Source organism: Cryobacterium sp. TMT4-10 (assembly GCF_004403275.1).
Lineage (GTDB): Bacteria > Actinomycetota > Actinomycetes > Actinomycetales > Microbacteriaceae > Cryobacterium > Cryobacterium shii.
In genome coordinates this window covers 1-15,421 of the sequence record NZ_SOGU01000055.1, presented here as the reverse complement: position 1 = coordinate 15,421, position 15,421 = coordinate 1, and the positions used below count along the sequence as shown (strand labels likewise).

The window sequence follows — 15,421 nt, the reverse complement described above, 5'->3', positions numbered from 1 at the left end:
AGGATCAGGCGGGTCGCCCCGCCCGCGTAGGCTGGGGGCATGATCGAACAGGTTTCCGAGATCTTCGACCCGACCCAGTGGCAGGATGTCGCGGGTTTCGACGCTCTCACCGACGTCACGTATCACCACGATCTGACCGGTCGGATCGCCCGGGTGGCGTTCAACCGCCCCGAGGTGCGGAACGCGTTCCGCCCGCACACCGTGGACGAGCTGCACGCGGCCCTGGAAGACGCGCGGATCAACCCCCGCATCGGCGTGGTGCTCCTGACCGGCAACGGACCGAGCCCGAAGGACGGCGGCTGGGCGTTCTGCTCGGGCGGCGACCAGCGCATCCGCGGCCGGGACGGCTACAAGTATGCCGAGGGCGAGACGGCGTCCGGCATCGACAAGGCGCGGGGCGGACGCCTGCACATCCTCGAGGTGCAGCGGTTGATCCGGTTCATGCCCAAGGTCGTCATCGCGGTCATCCCCGGCTGGGCGGCCGGCGGCGGGCACTCCCTGCACGTGGTCTGCGACCTCAGCATCGCCAGCGCCGAGCACGGCAAGTTCAAGCAGACGGATGCCGACGTCGGCTCCTTCGACGCCGGCTACGGCAGCGCCTATTTCGCCCGGCAGGTCGGGCAGAAGGCCGCGCGCGAGGTGTTCTTCCTCGCCCGCGAATACTCCGCGCAGCGCGCCCTCGAGATGGGGGCGATCAACGCGGTCGTGCCGCACGCCGAGCTCGAGGCCCTGGCGCTGGACTGGGCCCGCACCATCCTGACCAAGTCGCCCACCGCCATCCGGATGCTGAAATTCGCCTTCAATGCCGTGGACGACGGCCTGGTCGGCCAGCAGGTGTTCGCCGGGGAGGCCACCCGCCTCGCCTACGGCACGGACGAGGCCGTCGAGGGGCGCGACGCCTTCCTCGAGAAGCGCGACCCCGACTGGGGCCCGTACGACTGGCAGTTCTAGGCGGCCATGACCCGTGTGCTGCGGGTGGTCCCCGTCGGTGACCCGCTCGACCTGATGGAACCGCTGCGGCGCGCGCTGGCCAACAGCGACGACGCCGTGATGCCGGTGCCGGGGCCGGACCCCGAAACCGGGGCGCCGACCGTTCCGGGCGTGGGCGTGGGCGTGGGCGTGGGCGCGGACCGGGACCCGGCGCGGGTGCCACGCCAGGTGGCCGTGGTGATCGAGACCTCGGGGTCGACCGCGCGGCCCAAGCGCGTGATGCTCAGCACCGACGCCCTGCTCAGCAGCGCGGCGGCGTCCAGCGGGCGGCTCGGCGGCCCCGGCCAGTGGCTGCTGGCCCTGCCGGCGCACTACGTCGCGGGCGTGCAGGTGCTCGTGCGCTCCCTCGCCGCCGGCACGACGCCCGTGGTCCTGCCGGCCGGGCACTTCGATCCGGCGGTCTTCGCCGCCCATGCCGACCTGCTGACCGATCCGTCCCGCTTCACCTCGGTGGTGCCGGTGCAGCTGGCGCGGCTGGTCACAGCGGCCGCCGATGACCGTTTTCTCCGGGCCACGCTGCGCCGCTTCACCGGCATCCTGGTCGGCGGCCAGGCCCTGCCGCCGGGGCTGTTCGAGCGCGCGCGGGAACTCGACCTGAACCTCATCACCACCTACGGCTCCTCGGAGACCGCCGGCGGCTGCGTCTACAACGGGATTCCGATCGGCAACACCGAGGTGCGCTCGGTCGCCGGGCAGCTGGAGATCTCGGGTTCGGTGCTCGCGGAGGGCTACCTGGACGACCCGGAGCTCACCCGCGACCGCTTCGTCGACGTGCGCGGGGTGCGCTGGTACCGCACCGGCGACCTGGGCGAGGTGGACGACGCCACGGGGGTCGTGCGGGTGCTCGGGCGCATGGACAACGTGATCATCTCCGGGGGCGAGAAGGTGTCGCTGGACGCCGTGGAACGGATCGTGCGCGCACTGCCCGGCCTCGGCGAGGCCCAGGTGGTCGGGGTCGACGACCCGCAATGGGGGCAGGTCCCGGTGATCGTGCGGGACGGCGCTGCCGGGGCAGGGACCGGGCCGGGCGCGGATCCGGCCGCGCTCGCCCGAGCCGGCGAGGCGGTGGCATCCGTTCTGGGCCGTGCCGCCCGGCCAGCGCGGATCGTGACGGTGTCCGCGATCCCGCACCTCGCTTCCGGCAAACCCGACCGGCAGGCGCTCGGCCGGCTCCTGGACGATCTGCGCGGCGCGGGCGAACCCGGGCACGAGCGGGGGCACGAACCGGGTCGGTGACCCGTAAAATGGGCGCGTGACACAGAGAGCGCGGCCGGAACGGCCCACACAGCAGCGAGCGAACCGCCCGGCGTCCACGAAGACGCACGGCAAATCCGGCAATCCGGCACGCCAGAGCGCGGTGGCCGCGCGCGGACGGTCCGGTCCCGCCACGGCGGCGGACTGGGTGTCCGGGGCGCGCCTGCGCACGCTCCCGCTCGCCATCGCGCCCGTTGCCCTCGGCACGGGGGCGGCCATCGTCGCCAGCGGCCCCGGTGTCTTCCACCCGGTGCGCGCGGTGCTGGCCCTGGTGGTGGCCCTGTGCCTGCAGATCGGCGTGAACTATGCCAACGACTACTCCGACGGCATCCGTGGCACCGACGCCAACCGGATCGGGCCCGCCCGTCTGACCGGGAGCGGCGCAGCCACCCCGCGCAGCGTACTGACCGTGGCGCTGGCCTTCTTCGGCCTCGCCGCGCTGGCCGGCCTCACGCTCGTGGTGCTGACCGGGCAGTGGTGGCTGCTGCTGGTGGGCGCCACCGCCATCGTCGCGGCCTGGTTCTACACCGGGGGCCGCAAGCCGTACGGCTACTTCGGGCTGGGCGAGGTCTTCGTGTTCGTCTTCTTCGGCCTGGTCGCCACGATCGGGACCACGTTCGTGCAGGTCGGCACCGTGAACACGGAAAGCTGGCTGAGCGGCGTCGGGATCGGCCTGATCGCGATGGCCGTGCTGATGGTCAACAACCTGCGCGACCTGATGCCGGACAAGGCGTCCGGAAAACGCACCCTGGCGGTGCTGATCGGAAACCGGGCCGCCCGGATCGCGTTCTGCGTGTTCCTGCTGGTGCCGTTCGGGATCGCCGGGTTCTTCTGGTTGTTCTACCCGCTGGCCGGCTTCACGTTCTTCGTGCTGCTGCTGGCGCTGCCGGCCGCGGTGATCACGGTCACGGCGAAGACGTCGGCCGAGCTGATCCTGGTCTTGAAGCTGACCAGCTTCTCGGCCCTGGCCTACGGCGTGCTACTCGGCCTGGCGTTCGCGCTCTGACGCCTTGGGCGACTCCGACGCCTGTACTCTGGATGACTCCGACGCGGCGGCCGCTTCGGCGCGATCCAGCGAGGCGTCCTCCGAGGCGGCATCCGGGTGGATCACGTCCTTCTCCGGGTGTCGCGCCTGGTACAGGTCGAGGGCGACCTTCTCGCGCGGCTTGCGCAGCAGGATGTACGACAGGCTGACCCCGATCAGGGCAGCCAGACCCGTGGCCAGCCACCACTCGAACTGGAGGGTGAGCAGGACCGCGAGCGGAACGGCGAACAGGAGCACGCGGAGGACCGAGTAGGACAGCCAGGCGGGAACAGCTTTCATGCCTTCAGTTTAGGTCGCGGGCATGAACGATCACTCACCGATCTCACGGCTGAGCGCCCTAAACTATTTGCATGGTCCGCCTGCTGTTCGCCCTCGGTGTCGTCGTCGTCATCCTCACCATCTACACGCTGGTGGATTGCGCGCTGCTCCAACACTCCCGCGTGCGCGGGCTTCCGCGCTGGGTCTGGATCTTCGTCATCATCCTGATCCCCGTGATCGGGCCCGTGCTCTGGCTGCTGATCGGTCGTGGTCGCACGGGCGCCGGCCGGAACGGCGGCCGAATTGTGCGCTCCGTCGCCCCGGACGACGACATCGACTTCCTCAAGGGCCTCGACCGGGCCAAGTCAGAGCAGGAACACCTCCGGGCCCTCGAACAGGAACTCGCCGATCTCGACAAGGAGATCGGCACCCCGGATTCCCGGAACCCCGGCGGCCCCGGCCAGACCGGCGCCGGCGGGTTGGAACCGAAGAAGTCCGAACCAGGCGAAGGCGACCTGCCTGGCCGTCGGGATGCCTGAACGCGTCGCCAGCGGTAGCCCGGCCACGGACTTCAGCGTCGCCCTCCTGGGCGAGTTCGTGCGCCTCGGGCTCCGTGATGTGGTGCTCAGCCCCGGCGCCCGGTCCCAGGCCCTCGCGCTCGTCTGCGCCGAGCTGGAGCGGATCGGCCTGATCCGGCTGCACGTGCGCATCGACGAGCGGGGCGCCGGCTTCCTGGCGCTCGGGCTCGCGGTCGAGTCCGGACTGCCCGCCCTGGTCATCTGCACCTCCGGCACGGCCGTGGCCAACCTGCATCCCGCCGTGCTCGAGGCGCATCACTCCGGGGTGCCCATGATCCTGCTCACGGCCGACCGGCCGAGCGAGCTGCGCGGCATCCGTTCGAACCAGACCACCGTGCAGCCCGGCCTGTTCGGCGTGGCCACCCGCCTGTGCGTCGACATTCCGGCGCCCGATGGGGCGGCCGAAGAGCACGCGGTGGCCGTGGCCCTGGCCCGGCAGGCGACGGATGCGGCAACCGGCGCGTTCTCGGCCGACCCGGGTCCGGCGCAGCTGAACCTGGCGTTCCGGGAGCCCCTGTCGGCCCCGGTGGTTCTCACCCCCGAGGAGATTCTCGAGCACCCGGCCGGTGAACCTGCTGCTGAACCGCCTGCTGAAGCTGCCTCGGTTCCTGCCTCCGTTCCTGCTCCTGCCCCTGCTCCTGCCCGGGCGGACGACCGGTCGGTGCCGGTCGTCGTGGTCGAGGCCGGCCCGCGCACGGTGGTGATCGCGGGTGCCGGGGCGGGTGCTGCGGCCGAGGAACTCGCTCGCGCCGGCGGCTGGCCCCTGCTGGCAGAGGTGTGCAGCGGCGCCCGGTTCGGGCCGAACCTCGTGGCCGTCTACCGGGAGCTGCTGAACGCATCGGACCTGGGCGCACGGATCGAACGCGTGATCGTGTTCGGCCACCCCACCCTCAGCCGCGAGATCCCGGCCCTGCTCAAGCAGGACGGCGTGGACACCATCGTGGTCGCTCCGACGGGCGCCGAGTGGTTCAACCCCGGGCACCGCGTGCGTGTCTTCGCCCGCGCGGCCAGTGTGCCGGAGGAGACGGCGCAGGCGGCCCAGCGCCCGGAAGCACGGGAATGGCTCGGCCGCTGGGTCATGGCCAGCCGCCACCTGCTGGCCGTCCAGGTCGCACGGGATGCGACCCCGATCGGCGAACGCGGCATCACCCGGCAGGAGCTCGCCGCCATGCGCGCTCCGATCAGCCGGCCGATGCTCGTGGACGCCGTGTGGCGTGCCTCCTGGCCGCACGACCGGCTCGTGTTCGGGGCGTCACGGCTGATCCGCGAGGCCGACCGCCGGGTTCCGGGCAAGAAGATCTCCGCCCACTCCAACCGCGGCCTGGCCGGCATCGACGGCACCGTGGCCACGGCCGTCGGCATCGCGCTGGCCAGCCAGACCGGACCGACGCCGCAATCCACCGGAGTCACCCGGCTGCTGCTCGGCGACCTGACCCTGCTGCACGACGTCGGATCCCTCCTCCTCTCGCCGGGCGAGGCCCTGCCTCGCCTGCAGGTGATCGTGGGCAACGACGGCGGCGGCACCATCTTCGACGGTCTCGAGGTGGCCGGATCCGCCCGGGCCGAATCCGTCAACCGGGTGCTCTTCACCCCGCAGAAGATCGACCTGGCGAACCTGGCCGCGGCCTACGGCTGGTCCTATGGCCTGGCCGCGACCCGCAGTGACCTCGAGCGGGCCCTCACCGCGCCGCATGCCGGGCCGAGCCTCCTCGAGGTGCCGCTGACTCGCTGATCGGTTTCGTCGGCCGAGTCGCCTGAGTCGCCGCGCCGCCTTGCTGCTGGCGTGCGCGAGCCTGCCGAGCCAGACTGGAGGTGACGAAGGGGCGCACCGTGGGCGGACACAATGAGAAAATTTGGACGGACGATCCGAGGGAGCGGCTGCGAGTCACCGCCGGATTCCGGCTCGCCGACGTCGACCCCGGCGGCACGCCCGGCTTCGCGGGGGTGGGGCAGAAGAACGCCGACGCCGCCCTCGACGCCGGGGTCGGCGAACTCTCAAACCTGCAGGAGATGCTGTTCGCGAACAGCCGGTCCGGCGACCCGCTCCGGGTGCTCCTCGTGTTGCAGGCCATGGACACGGCCGGCAAAGGCGGGATCGTGCGCCACGTCGTCGGCTCTGTCGATCCGCAGGGCGTCCGTCTGTCCGCCTTCAAGGCTCCCACCGAGGAGGAACGCGCCCACGACTTCCTCTGGCGGGTGCGCAGGCGACTGCCCGAGGTCGGCCTGATCGGGGTGTTCGACCGTTCACACTACGAGGACGTGCTGGTCGGCCGGGTGCGCGCGCTGGCCTCGCCCGCCGAGATTGAGGACCGCTACGAGAAGATCCGGCAGTTCGAGAACGAACTCGTCGGCCAGGGCACCACGATCATCAAGGTCATGCTGCACATCGGCTCGGACGACCAGAAGGAACGCCTGGCCGAGCGGCTGGAACGGCCGGACAAGCACTGGAAGTACAACCCCGGCGACGTCGACGAACGGATGCGATGGGACGCCTATATGGACGCCTACCAGATCGCCCTTGAACGCACGTCGACCTCGGCGGCGCCGTGGTTCGTGGTGCCGGCGGAGAAGAAATGGTACGCCCGGCTGGTCGTGCAGCACCTTCTGATCGACGCCCTGCAGCGCCTCGACCTGACCTGGCCGGCCGCCACGTTCGACGTCGCCCAGGAGAAGGCTCGCCTGGCCGCCACCTGACCCGAGAATCCCCTAACGGGCGCCAATGCGGCCAAAACGTCGGTATAGCCCAACCCATGCCGGCGTTTTGCCCGCACTCGCGGGCCTGGGGGTCGCCTGGGGCGAGGGGGCGAGGGGGCGAGGGGGGATGGGGAACGGGTCAGCCGAAGGCCTCGACGACGGGGCGGAACTTCATCCGGGTCTCGGCGAGCTCGCGGTCGGGCTCCGAGTCGAGCACGATGCCGCAACCGGCGTAGGCGGTGACGTCGCCGGTGGGGCTGACCTGGGCGCAGCGCAGCGCGATGGCCCACTCGCCGTCGCCGTCCGCGCCGACCCAGCCGACCGGTCCGGCGTAGCGGCCCCGGTCGAACGGCTCCAGCTCGCGGATCAGGGCGAGGGCCGTCTGCGTGGGGGTGCCGGCGACCGCGGCGGTGGGGTGCATGGCCGCGATCAGGTCGAGCGAGTTCGATCCGTCGCTCAGGGTGCCCTCGACATCCGTGGCCAGGTGCCAGAGGTTCGGCAGCTTCACCGTGAACGGGATCTCACTCGTGGTGAGGTGCGAGGTGTGCGGCCGGAGTGAGGCGAGCACGCTCTGCACGGCGAACGCGTGCTCGTCGCCGTCCTTGGTGGAGGTGGCCAGCTGGAGGGCCGCCTCGAGGTCGGACGCGGCATCCGCGCCCCTGGACACGGTGCCGGCGAGCACGCGGGCGTTCACCTCGCCGTGATCGGCGCGGATCAGCGTCTCCGGGCTGGAGCCGACGAGGCCGTCGACGGCGTAGGACCAGCAGTCGGGGTAGCCCAGCGCGAGCTCGCTCACGGCCCGGCGCAGGTCGGACTCGGCGGGCAGCCGCCCGACCAGGTCACGGGCCAGCACGACCTTGTTCAGGTCGCCCGCCGCGATCCGGCCCACGGCCTCGCCGACCGCCCGGCGATACCCGTCGGGCGTCAGCGCGCCGGGGAGCAGGGAGATCCGGTACTCGTTGCCCAGGGGGTGCAGGCCGAGCGGGATCGCCGGCCGCGTCGTGCCGGTGGGCCAGACGCGGGTCACCCAGCAGAGGCCGTTCTCGCGGCCGACGATGACCTGCGGCACGATCAGCACGCTGGTCTGGGCCGAGGTGTCGTCGAAGGCGAACGCGCCGAACGCCAGCAGGCCGGTGCCGGTGCGGGCGAGCGGGTCGGTCACGGTCGCAGCGGCGACGACCTCGCGCCAGGCTGCTGCGGCATCCTCGAACCGGGTGGGACCGGAGAATTCGAGCCGCAGGGCCGTGCCGATGCCGGCCAGCCCCTGGTTGCGGCGCATCCAGAGCAGCGGGTCGTGCGAGTCGAGCAGAAGAATGAGTTGGCGGATGTCGGCGAGGGGGGTGGTTTCAACCGTTAAGGCCTGAGCATTCACGTCCTCAGCCTAGGCCAGCCGGTCTGGATGCCTGCCGAGTCCGGGGCAACCTAGACTGAGGGAGTGAGTAGAGCAGACCTCAATAAGCAGCCCGAGCAGGTCGCTGCCATGTTCGATCAGGTCTCCACCCATTACGACCGCACGAATGCGGTGTTGTCGGTCGGAAACGCGGCCCTGTGGCGGATGGCCGCGACCCGCGCCGTGAACCCGAAGCGCGGCGAACGCATCCTCGACATCGCCGCCGGCACCGGCACCTCCAGCGTCGCGCTGACCAGGACCGGCGCGCACGTCGTGGCCGCCGACTTCTCCGAGGGCATGATCAACGTCGGCCGTGAACGCCACGCGGGCAACCCCCAGGTTGAATTCGTGCAGGCGGACGCCACCGCCCTTCCCTTCGCCGACAACGAGTTCGACGCCGTGACGATTTCGTTCGGCCTGCGCAACGTGGTCGAGCCGAAGAAGGCGCTGGCCGAGTTCTACCGGGTGACCAAGCCCGGCGGCCGCGTCGTGATCTGCGAATTCTCCACCCCGCCGTTCGCGCCGATCCGGGCCGGCTATTTCGCCTACCTCAATCACGTCATGCCTCTTGTCGTCAAGCTCGCCTCGTCGAACGCCGAGGCGTACGACTACCTCGGCGAGTCGATCGCGGCCTGGCCCGACCAGTCGACCCTGAGTGCCTGGCTGCGCCATGCCGGCTACGATGCCGTCGCCTACCGCAATCTGACGCTCGGTATTGTGGCCCTGCACCGCGGCGTCAAGCCGGCGGATGCCGCGGCCGTAACGTCCTGATTCCTCCCAGAACCCATCGATAGGCTGACAGAGTGAAACCGAGCCTCCCCCTGTTCCGTCGCGGCTCCTCCGTGACGAGCCAGCTCGGCCTCAGCGACCGGATCTTCTCGAGCGCGAAGGACCGTGGCCTGGCCGCCGGCATCGACGCCGGCCTCGAGCAGGTCGAGGCGAGCCTGCTCGGCGAAATCGTCTTCACGGATGAGATCGCCAACGTCACCACCCGCTACCTGCTGAACGCGGGCGGCAAGCGCGTGCGCCCGATGCTCGCCCTGCTCACCGCGCACCTCGGCAACGGCAATCTCGCCGACGTGGTGACCGCGGCGACGGCCATCGAGATCACCCACCTGGCCTCGCTGTACCACGACGATGTGATGGATGACGCGGACCAGCGCCGCGGTGTGCCGAGCGCCCAAATCGTCTGGGGCAACTCGGTCGCCATCCTGACCGGGGACCTGCTCTTCGCCCGCGCCAACCAGCTGATGGCACGGCTGGGAGAGCGGGCCATCCGTTTGCAGTCCGACACCTTCGAACGACTCGTGCTCGGCCAGCTGCACGAAACGGTCGGCCCGCGCGCCGACGAAGACGCCGTCGAGCACTACATCCAGGTGCTCGCCGACAAGACCGGGTCCCTGATCGCCTGCGCCGCGCAGGCCGGGATCATCTTCTCGGACGCGCCGGACGAATTCGAGCAGCCGGTGATCCAATTCGGCGAGCGGATCGGCGTCGCCTTCCAGCTCATCGACGATGTGCTCGACCTCTCGCCCCAGCCGCTGGAGACCGGCAAGGTGCCCGGCACCGACCTGCGCGCCGGCGTCGCGACGCTGCCGCTGCTGCGCCTGCGCGAGCGGGCCCAGCACGATGCGGCGGCCGCGGCACTGCTCGAACGCCTCGAACGGGACGTGATGACCAGCAACAGCGCCGTCTCCGAGGCCGCCGACTCGGCGATCACCGCCCTGCGCGAGCACGACGTGACCGCCCAGACCCTCTCCGAGGCGCACGGCTGGGCCCACGACGCCGTCGAGGCGCTCGCCCCCCTGCCCGACGGCTCGGTCAAGAAGGCCCTCACCCGTTTCGCCGACACGATCGTGGAACGATCCAGTTAGAAAGGCTCCCATGACCAAGTTGCGATTGGCCATTGTCGGCGCGGGACCCGCGGGGATCTATGCCGCCGACATCCTGCTCAAGGCGGAACGGAACTTCGACGTCTCGATCGACCTGTTCGACCACCTGCCGGCGCCCTACGGGCTCGTCCGCTACGGCGTCGCCCCCGACCACCCCCGCATCAAGGGCATCATCACCGCCCTGCGCGATGTGCTCGACCGCGGCGACATCCGCGTCTTCGGCAATGTGCGGTTCGGCATCGACATCACCCTCGACGACCTGAAGAAGCACTACAACGCCGTCATCTTCGCGACCGGCGCCGTGCACGACGCCGACCTGAGTATCCCGGGCATCGACCTGGAGGGCTCCTACGGCGCCGCCCGGTTCGTGAGCTGGTTCGACGGCCACCCCGACGTGCCCCGCACCTGGCCGTTGGAGGCGAAGGAGGTCGCCGTGATCGGCAACGGCAACGTGGCGCTGGACGTCTCGCGCATTCTGGCCAAGCACGCCGACGATCTGCTGAGCACCGAGATCCCGGCCAATGTGTACGAGGGCCTGAAGGCCTCGCCGGTGACGGATGTGCACGTGTTCGGCCGTCGCGGACCGACCTCGGTCAAGTTCACGCCACTGGAACTGCGGGAGCTGGGCGAGCTGCGCGACGTCGACATCGTCGTCCACGACGAGGACTTCGACTACGACGATGCCGCCCGCGACGCCGTCGCCAGCAACAAGCAGGTCTTCGTGATCGACAAGATCCTGAACAAATGGCGCGAGCGTCCGGCGGGCACCGCCAGCCGCCGGCTGCACCTGCACTTCTTCGCCAAGCCCCTCGAGATCGTCGACGACGGCACCGGCCGGGTCGGGGCCATCCGCTTCGAGCGCACGGCCCCCGACGGGCAGGGCGGCGTCGTCGGCACCGGCGAGATCCGCGAACTGCCGATCCAGGCCGTGTACCGCGCCGTCGGCTACTTCGGGTCGCCCCTGCCGGGCGTGCCGTTCGACAAGAAGCACGGCGTGATCCCCAACCGGGAGGGCCAGGTGCTCTGGAAGGGTGACCCGTCGTTCGGTTCGAAGGGCGCCAACACGCAGATGTACGGCGTCTACGCCACCGGCTGGATCAAGCGCGGCCCGGTCGGGCTGATCGGCCACACCAAGTCCGACGCCATGGAGACCGTGCGTCACCTGATCAACGACCTCGGAAACTGGTGGCGCCCGGAGTCCCACTCCGAGGAGAGCATCGTCGAACTGCTCGACGAGCGCGGCATCCAGTACACGAACCTCGACGGCTGGCACCGGCTCGACCAGCATGAGCTCGCGCTCGGCGCCGCAGAGGGCCGCGTGCGCGTCAAGGTCGTGCCGCGTGACGAGATGGTCGAGATCTCCCGCGGCGAGGGCTGACCCGCTCCTAACGAATTCGACGGAGATCCTGCGGTAAAAACACCCTCTTCGGGGTTTTCGGGCCGCAATCGGCAAAATCTCCGTCGAATTGGTGAGCGCGGCGGCGGGGGTGGGGCGCCGGCGGGCCGGAGGTGGCGGGTGGCGGTGGCCGGGTGCCCGGTGCCGGGGCGGCGAGAGGAGGGCGGCGGCTCGGTGGCTAGCGGAAGTTGACGAACTGCAGGGCGACGTCGAGGTCCTTGCCCTTGAGCAGGGCCATCGTGGCCTGCAGGTCGTCGCGGCTCTTCGAGCTGACCCGCAGCTCGTCGCCCTGGATCTGGCTCTTGACGCCCTTGGGGCCCTCGTCCCGGATGATTTTGTTGATCTTCTTCGCGTTCTCCTGGTCGATGCCGGCCTTCATCGAGGCCTCGATCCGGAATTCCTTGCCGGAGGCGAAGGGATCGCCGGCGTCGAGGCTGCGCAGCGAGATGCCGCGCTTGATCAGCTTCGACTCGAACACCTCGAGGATCGCCTTGACCCGCTCCTCGGAGTTGGCCTTCATGAGCACCTTCTCCCCGCTCATCTCGATCGAGGCGCCGACGTTCTTGAAGTCGTAGCGCTGCGCGACCTCTTTATGCGCCTGGTTGAGGGCGTTGTCGACCTCCATCGGGTCGACCTTGCTGACGATGTCGAACGTTGAGTCTGCCATGCCTGCAATAGTACCCAGTGGGCGACTATTCGCCCGGTCGGGCCGCGCTCGAAGGCGCGGCCCGACTCGGCTGGCGGCGCGGGTGACGCGAAAACCGGCTGGCCTCAGACCTCGACAGCGAGTTCGTAGACCTCCCCTGTCGGGTGGCCGGCCTTCTCGTGGACACGCATGACCGCCTCCTTCGAGGGCCCGGTGGACAAGCAGAACACCTTGCCCGACTCGGGATCAAGCCAGGCTTTCTCGAAGGTCATGCCCTCCTCGTCCTGAATCGCGACGTCGGCCGCGTGCGCTTCGGCCAGCTGTTCCTTTGTGACCCCGACGAATCCGTCGTGCACGTCCATGAATCGTGGCATTTGATGCAACCTTTCTCTCGTGTTGGGCCCAGCGTGTGCAGATGCGACGAGTCAAGCATCGGTTGTTCCACTGATCAAGGCGAGAGGGCGGGTTCCGGACTGACCGGATGGCCCGCGAGCGTTGGACTGCCGGGGTTATTCGCCGGGCCGGGCGGTGGTCGAGCGCACGACGAGCTCGAACGGCATCGGGGTGTTCAGGGACGACAACCGGTTCTGGCCGGGGCGCAGCCGGTCCAGCAGGATCTCCACGGCCTTCTCTCCCTGCCCCTGCGGGAACTGCGCGATCGTGGTCAGACCGAAGAACTCGGCGAGATCGTAATCGTCGACCCCGATCACGGAGACGTCCCGCGGCACGACGAGGCCCAGGTCGCGGGCGGCGAGGATGCTGCCGATCGCCATCTCATCGGACGCCGCGACGATCGCGGTCGGCCGGTCGTAGGGGCTGCCCAGGAGCTGCTTGGCCGCCTGGTACCCGCCGCCCATGGTGAAGTCAGCGGCCTGGAAGAGGGCCGGGTCCGGCACGACGCCGGCCTCGGCCAGGGCCTGTTCGTAACCGACCCTCCGGTTCGTCGGCAGGTGGAAGTCCAGGTCGAGGTCCTTGTTGCCGCCGATGTGGGCGATGCGGGTATGGCCGAGAGCGAGGAGATGCTCGGTCGCGAGCCGCGCGATGGCGACGTCGTCGACGGTCAGGGTACGCACGCCCTCGATCGGGCCGCCGATGCCGACGAGCGGCTTCTGCAGCGCATGCAGGCGGGCCACCTCGTCCTCGGTGAGTTCGAGCGAAATGGCGATCACGGCATCCACTCTCTGGCGCAGCAGGAAGTGCTCGAACACGCTGCGGCGCTCGGCCTCTCCGCCGGTGAGACTGTAGAGGGTGAGGTCGTAGCCGCCCCGCAGCAGGGCCTTCTGGGCGCCCTCGACGACGCTGGAGAAGAACCAGCGGTTGAGGAACGGAACCACGACGCCGATGTTCTTCATCCGGCCCGACGCGAGGCTCGAGGCGGTGGAGGAGACGACATAGCCCAGCTCATCGGCCGAGGCTTCCACCTTGAGCCGGGTCGACGGGGATACATGCCCGTTGCCGCTCAGGGCGCGCGAAACGGTGGCGGTGGAGACTCCCGCGTGCCGAGCAACCTCGTCGATGCCGACCATTGGGTTCCTTAAGTAAGTGACAAACAGGCCTTCTCTGATCTTATCCACCAGCCGATCAGTGCCGGGTGCGGGGGCTGATTTCTTACTGGGGACAAAAACCTTGTATTCTGTTCGAGCGCCTCCGGTCACGTGTTCTTCATATGGTCGGGTGCGCATTGGCAAGTTACCCAAGTGGCCAAAGGGATCTGACTGTAAATCAGCCGTCTTAGACTTCGGGGGTTCGAATCCCTCACTTGCCACTCTTTCTTCCGCACGCCGTAGCGTTGAGCCATGACAACTCCTGGCTCAACCGAATTGCTGCGTCTCGCCCAGGACGCCGCGCTCGCCGCGGGGGAGCTGGCCGCCCGGCGCCGAGCCGAGGGCGTTCAGATCGCCGCGTCCAAGTCGTCCCCGGAAGACATCGTCACGAAGGCGGACCGGGAGACGGAAACGCTCATCCGCCGGCTGCTGGCCGCGGCGCGGCCGGATGACGGATTCTTCGGCGAGGAGTCGGAGGCGACGCCGGGCACATCCGGGCTCACCTGGGTGGTCGACCCGATCGACGGCACCGTCAACTACCTCTACCGGATCCCCGCCTGGGCGGTCAGCATCGCCGTCGTCGAGGGAGACCCCGATCCGGCCACGTGGCGAACGCTCGCCGGTGCGGTGCGGAACCCGTCCGGCGACGAGCTGTTCAGCGCGTCCGTCGGCGCCGGCGCCTGGCTGGGCGAGAGCCGGCTGCGGGTGCCGACCGCGGCGCCGGTGCCGCTGGCCTTGCTGGGCACCGGATTCTCTTACCGGGCGGACGAGCGGCTGCGGCAGGCGGACGTGGTGCGGGGCCTGATCGGCCGGGTGCGGGAAACCTGTGCTCGGTGGCGGCGGGCCGTCTGGACCTCTACTACGAGCGCGGGCTCAAGCCCTGGGATCACGCGGCGGGCGCGCTGGTGGCCCGGGAGGCCGGGGCCCGCGTCGGCGGCTTCGGGGCGGACCGGGAGGGAATCGACCTGGTGATCGCGGGCGCCCCTGACCTCTACTCGGCGCTCGAGCCGATCCTGGCCGACCTGTTCGGCGAGTTCATGGATGGCGACCGGCGGCCCTGACCGGTAGCGCCCGGCACCCCTCCCAGCCCCGGAAAGACGGGGGAGGTGAGCCGTCTCGACGGCTCGTGGGCAGGCGGTCGAGACGGATGCTTGCCCCCCCGCTTTCGGGTGTCATTCCGTCTCGCGGAATGGGTGATTCGGCCTTCTGTTGGTAGCGTGTAGTGATTCGTTACTTTTGCAGTGGCCGAAAAGACTACTGTGACTCCGCCCCCGCGCCGAAAGATCTGCCTTTTGCTCCCTCACTCTTCAACATCGGCTGCACCTTCGCCCGATGCGAGTGACCCCGCGAAGAAGCACCTTACGCGTCGCGAGTTGCGCGAACGCGATGCGCGCGATCGCGCGCGGGCGTCGCGCGAGGCTGTCGCTGCCGCGCCCCTCATCGCCGCACCGGTCGAGCTCGTCGAAGCCGCCGTTCCGGACGCTGAGCCGCTCGAGAGCGTGGAAGTCCCCGCTGCGGACGAGCTCGTGCCGGAACCGGCCATGGAAGCCGCCGCGCCCGGTGTCGAGCGACTGCAGGCTCCCGTTTCGGCCGTGACCACGGCAACGGCGATCCCCTTCCCCACCCGCGCCCAGCTGCGCGCCGACCAGCCCCGCGAGCGCCCGGCCCGGGTTCGCCGCGCCCCGGCCTCCGAACGTCTGGCTCCGGCGGCCCGCGCGCGGGCCGCCGGCTCGT

Annotated in this window: 14 protein-coding genes, 1 tRNA gene and 2 pseudogenes; 12 read left to right on the top strand and 5 right to left on the bottom strand. The window is 70.0% G+C overall.

What is annotated here, in order from left to right:
* Positions 1–39: 39 nt before the first annotated feature.
* The 3 genes from E3T42_RS08395 to E3T42_RS08385 are packed head-to-tail and all read left to right on the top strand — an operon-like array spanning position 40 to position 3,250.
* Positions 40–951, top strand: coding sequence for a 1,4-dihydroxy-2-naphthoyl-CoA synthase (locus E3T42_RS08395; RefSeq protein WP_134367015.1), 912 nt, complete (start codon positions 40–42; stop codon positions 949–951).
* A 6-nt stretch (positions 952–957) separates the two neighbouring features.
* Complete coding sequence (locus E3T42_RS08390) at positions 958–2,226, top strand: AMP-binding protein (protein WP_241975921.1); 1,269 nt, start codon at positions 958–960, stop codon at positions 2,224–2,226.
* 16 nt (positions 2,227–2,242) lie between these two features.
* Positions 2,243–3,250, top strand: a complete 1,008-nt coding sequence (locus E3T42_RS08385; protein WP_370262060.1) for a 1,4-dihydroxy-2-naphthoate polyprenyltransferase — start codon at positions 2,243–2,245, stop codon at positions 3,248–3,250.
* On the opposite strand, the gene E3T42_RS08380 is transcribed toward E3T42_RS08385, so the two are convergent.
* The gene (locus E3T42_RS08380; RefSeq protein WP_134367017.1) at positions 3,224–3,568 is read right to left on the bottom strand and encodes a DUF4229 domain-containing protein; all 345 of its coding nucleotides are present in this window, start codon (positions 3,566–3,568) and stop codon (positions 3,224–3,226) included. The genes E3T42_RS08385 and E3T42_RS08380 overlap by 27 nt on opposite strands.
* 71 nt (positions 3,569–3,639) lie before the next feature.
* Between E3T42_RS08380 and E3T42_RS08375 the strand changes: the two genes are divergently transcribed.
* The 3 genes from E3T42_RS08375 (at position 3,640) to E3T42_RS08365 (ending at position 6,819) form a co-directional block, all read left to right on the top strand.
* On the top strand, positions 3,640–4,086 hold the full coding sequence (locus E3T42_RS08375) for a PLD nuclease N-terminal domain-containing protein (RefSeq protein ID WP_134367019.1): 447 nt from the start codon (positions 3,640–3,642) through the stop codon (positions 4,084–4,086).
* Positions 4,079–5,857 (top strand): 2-succinyl-5-enolpyruvyl-6-hydroxy-3-cyclohexene-1-carboxylic-acid synthase, encoded by a 1,779-nt coding sequence (gene menD, locus E3T42_RS08370; RefSeq protein WP_134367021.1) that lies wholly within the window; start codon positions 4,079–4,081, stop codon positions 5,855–5,857. The genes E3T42_RS08375 and menD overlap by 8 nt, the downstream gene beginning before the upstream one ends.
* Positions 5,858–5,955: 98 nt before the next feature.
* Positions 5,956–6,819, top strand: a complete 864-nt coding sequence (locus E3T42_RS08365) for a PPK2 family polyphosphate kinase (RefSeq protein ID WP_134367023.1) — start codon at positions 5,956–5,958, stop codon at positions 6,817–6,819.
* Positions 6,820–6,958: 139 nt separating this feature from the next.
* Here the strand turns inward: E3T42_RS08365 and E3T42_RS08360 are convergent, their stop codons facing one another.
* The gene (locus tag E3T42_RS08360) at positions 6,959–8,191 is read right to left on the bottom strand and encodes an isochorismate synthase MenF (RefSeq protein WP_241975920.1); all 1,233 of its coding nucleotides are present in this window, start codon (positions 8,189–8,191) and stop codon (positions 6,959–6,961) included.
* A 63-nt stretch (positions 8,192–8,254) separates the two neighbouring features.
* Here E3T42_RS08360 and ubiE point away from each other — a divergent pair, with 63 nt between their 5' ends.
* From ubiE to E3T42_RS08345, 3 genes are read left to right on the top strand one after another with little or no spacing between them, the layout of a single operon-like run.
* On the top strand, positions 8,255–8,980 hold the full coding sequence (gene ubiE, locus E3T42_RS08355; RefSeq protein WP_134402810.1) for a bifunctional demethylmenaquinone methyltransferase/2-methoxy-6-polyprenyl-1,4-benzoquinol methylase UbiE: 726 nt from the start codon (positions 8,255–8,257) through the stop codon (positions 8,978–8,980).
* Between the two features lie 32 nt (positions 8,981–9,012).
* A complete protein-coding gene (locus tag E3T42_RS08350; protein ID WP_134402809.1) occupies positions 9,013–10,083 on the top strand; it encodes a polyprenyl synthetase family protein in 1,071 nt (356 codons plus the stop codon).
* A 10-nt stretch (positions 10,084–10,093) separates the two neighbouring features.
* Complete coding sequence (locus tag E3T42_RS08345; RefSeq protein ID WP_134367027.1) at positions 10,094–11,479, top strand: FAD-dependent oxidoreductase; 1,386 nt, start codon at positions 10,094–10,096, stop codon at positions 11,477–11,479.
* Between the two features lie 196 nt (positions 11,480–11,675).
* Here the strand turns inward: E3T42_RS08345 and E3T42_RS08340 are convergent, their stop codons facing one another.
* The 3 genes from E3T42_RS08340 to E3T42_RS08330 all read right to left on the bottom strand — a co-directional run bounded on the left by E3T42_RS08340 (position 11,676) and on the right by E3T42_RS08330 (position 13,669).
* Positions 11,676–12,164, bottom strand: a complete 489-nt coding sequence (locus E3T42_RS08340; RefSeq protein ID WP_104170455.1) for a YajQ family cyclic di-GMP-binding protein — start codon at positions 12,162–12,164, stop codon at positions 11,676–11,678.
* A 104-nt stretch (positions 12,165–12,268) separates the two neighbouring features.
* Positions 12,269–12,517 (bottom strand): SCO4226 family nickel-binding protein, encoded by a 249-nt coding sequence (locus E3T42_RS08335; protein ID WP_134367028.1) that lies wholly within the window; start codon positions 12,515–12,517, stop codon positions 12,269–12,271.
* A 135-nt stretch (positions 12,518–12,652) separates the two neighbouring features.
* A complete protein-coding gene (locus E3T42_RS08330; protein ID WP_160141084.1) occupies positions 12,653–13,669 on the bottom strand; it encodes a LacI family DNA-binding transcriptional regulator in 1,017 nt (338 codons plus the stop codon).
* A 157-nt stretch (positions 13,670–13,826) separates the two neighbouring features.
* Between E3T42_RS08330 and E3T42_RS08325 the strand changes: the two genes are divergently transcribed.
* From E3T42_RS08325 to E3T42_RS08315, 3 genes and pseudogenes are all read left to right on the top strand, one after another.
* Positions 13,827–13,908 (top strand) — tRNA-Tyr (locus E3T42_RS08325).
* A gap of 31 nt (positions 13,909–13,939) precedes the next feature.
* Positions 13,940–14,562 (top strand): annotated as a pseudogene (locus E3T42_RS08320) (inositol monophosphatase family protein); the annotation flags it as partial.
* A 498-nt stretch (positions 14,563–15,060) separates the two neighbouring features.
* Positions 15,061–15,421: pseudogene (locus E3T42_RS08315) on the top strand (hypothetical protein); the annotation flags it as partial.

Excerpts from the sequence above, each read along its gene's own strand:
- E3T42_RS08395 (WP_134367015.1), top strand. The coding sequence starts at position 40 with ATGATCGAACAGGTTTCCGAGATCTTCGACCCGACCCAGTGGCAGGAT.
- E3T42_RS08390 (WP_241975921.1), top strand. The coding sequence starts at position 958 with ATGACCCGTGTGCTGCGGGTGGTCCCCGTCGGTGACCCGCTCGACCTG.
- E3T42_RS08380 (WP_134367017.1), bottom strand. The coding sequence starts at position 3,568 with ATGAAAGCTGTTCCCGCCTGGCTGTCCTACTCGGTCCTCCGCGTGCTC.
- E3T42_RS08375 (WP_134367019.1), top strand. The coding sequence starts at position 3,640 with ATGGTCCGCCTGCTGTTCGCCCTCGGTGTCGTCGTCGTCATCCTCACC.
- menD (WP_134367021.1), top strand. The coding sequence starts at position 4,079 with ATGCCTGAACGCGTCGCCAGCGGTAGCCCGGCCACGGACTTCAGCGTC.
- E3T42_RS08345 (WP_134367027.1), top strand. The coding sequence starts at position 10,094 with ATGACCAAGTTGCGATTGGCCATTGTCGGCGCGGGACCCGCGGGGATC.
- E3T42_RS08340 (WP_104170455.1), bottom strand. The coding sequence starts at position 12,164 with ATGGCAGACTCAACGTTCGACATCGTCAGCAAGGTCGACCCGATGGAG.
- E3T42_RS08335 (WP_134367028.1), bottom strand. The coding sequence starts at position 12,517 with ATGCCACGATTCATGGACGTGCACGACGGATTCGTCGGGGTCACAAAG.
- E3T42_RS08330 (WP_160141084.1), bottom strand. The coding sequence starts at position 13,669 with ATGGTCGGCATCGACGAGGTTGCTCGGCACGCGGGAGTCTCCACCGCC.